Origin of the sequence: Streptomyces sp. NPDC051172 (genome assembly GCF_040682555.1) — a bacterium.
Taxonomy (GTDB): Bacteria; Actinomycetota; Actinomycetes; order Streptomycetales; family Streptomycetaceae; genus Streptomyces.
Genome location: NZ_JBFBBE010000505.1, coordinates 1 through 1,017, shown reverse-complemented (window position 1 = coordinate 1,017; position 1,017 = coordinate 1). Strand labels below are relative to the sequence as shown.

The 1,017-nt window shown below is 67.1% G+C and carries 1 protein-coding gene and 1 pseudogene; both read left to right on the top strand.

Translation table 11 applies throughout. The features are described 5' to 3' along the window. Positions 1 to 197, top strand: a pseudogene (locus AB0N07_RS52280) (transcriptional regulator); the annotation flags it as partial. Continuing rightward, a complete protein-coding gene (locus AB0N07_RS52275; RefSeq protein WP_365848201.1) occupies positions 194 to 796 on the top strand; it encodes a cadmium resistance transporter in 603 nt (200 codons plus the stop codon). The pseudogene AB0N07_RS52280 and the gene AB0N07_RS52275, both read left to right, overlap by 4 nt. The last annotated feature ends 221 nt before the right edge of the window (positions 797 to 1,017 follow it).

Sequence of the window (1,017 nt, the reverse complement as noted above, 5' to 3'; positions counted from 1 at the left end):
CCCGCCCCGATCACCACCGCGCACATCAGGATCAGGGTGCGCTGCTGCAGCGCCCGCAGCATGAGATCGCCGATTCGCACCTGGCGCAGGCGCTGACGGCACTGGTCGATGCCACCCTGGCAGTGGACGAAGACGCCCCGTGCATCGATCCCGCCTGCTCGCTTCCCGGATGCGACGCAGCTGGGGAGGGCGCATGATCCTCACCTCGGTCTTGCAGGCGATGGGCCTGTTCGCAGCGACCAACATCGACGACATCATCGTGCTCTCCCTCTTCTTCGCGCGAGGGGCAGGCCAGCGCGGCACTACCGCCCGCATTCTGGCCGGCCAGTACATCGGATTCGCCGGCATCCTCGGTGCCGCGGTCCTGGTGACCATCGGCGCCGGAGCATTCCTGCCCTCGGCAGCCATCCCGTACTTCGGTCTCATCCCTCTGGGCCTCGGCCTCTGGGCCGCATGGCAGGCCTGGCGCGGAGACGATGACGACGATGACGACGAGGCCAAGGTTGCCGGCAAGAAGGTCGGCGTGTGGACAGTCGCAGGCGTCACCCTTGCCAACGGCGGCGACAACATCGGCGTCTACACCCCTGTCTTCCTCAGCGTGGAACCTCTCGCAGTAGTCGCCTACTGCATCGTCTTCCTCGCGCTCGTCGCGGTCCTGGTGGCCCTGGCAAAGTTCGTCGCCACCCGCCCCCCGATCGCCGAAGTGCTCGAACGCTGGGAGCACGTCCTCTTCCCCATCGTTCTCTTCGGCCTCGGCATCGTGATCCTCGTCAGCGGCGGAGCCTTCGGACTCTGACGTAGCGGCAGCGATCCAAACGGCCCCGACCGGGCGCACCCCTCTCGGTTCAGACCGCGACACCTACCTGCAGCCAGTCCTGCGTGATCGCGGCAACAAGACCGCCACGGAGCGCTGCAAAAACCCCGCCACCAAGCGAACGGTGCCACAGCCCCGTCGCATCCCGGACGCCCGCCACAAACGACCGATTTTGTCGCCCTGGACAACAAGCGCCAGCGCTC

Excerpts from the sequence above, each read along its gene's own strand:
- AB0N07_RS52275 (WP_365848201.1), top strand. The coding sequence starts at position 194 with ATGATCCTCACCTCGGTCTTGCAGGCGATGGGCCTGTTCGCAGCGACC.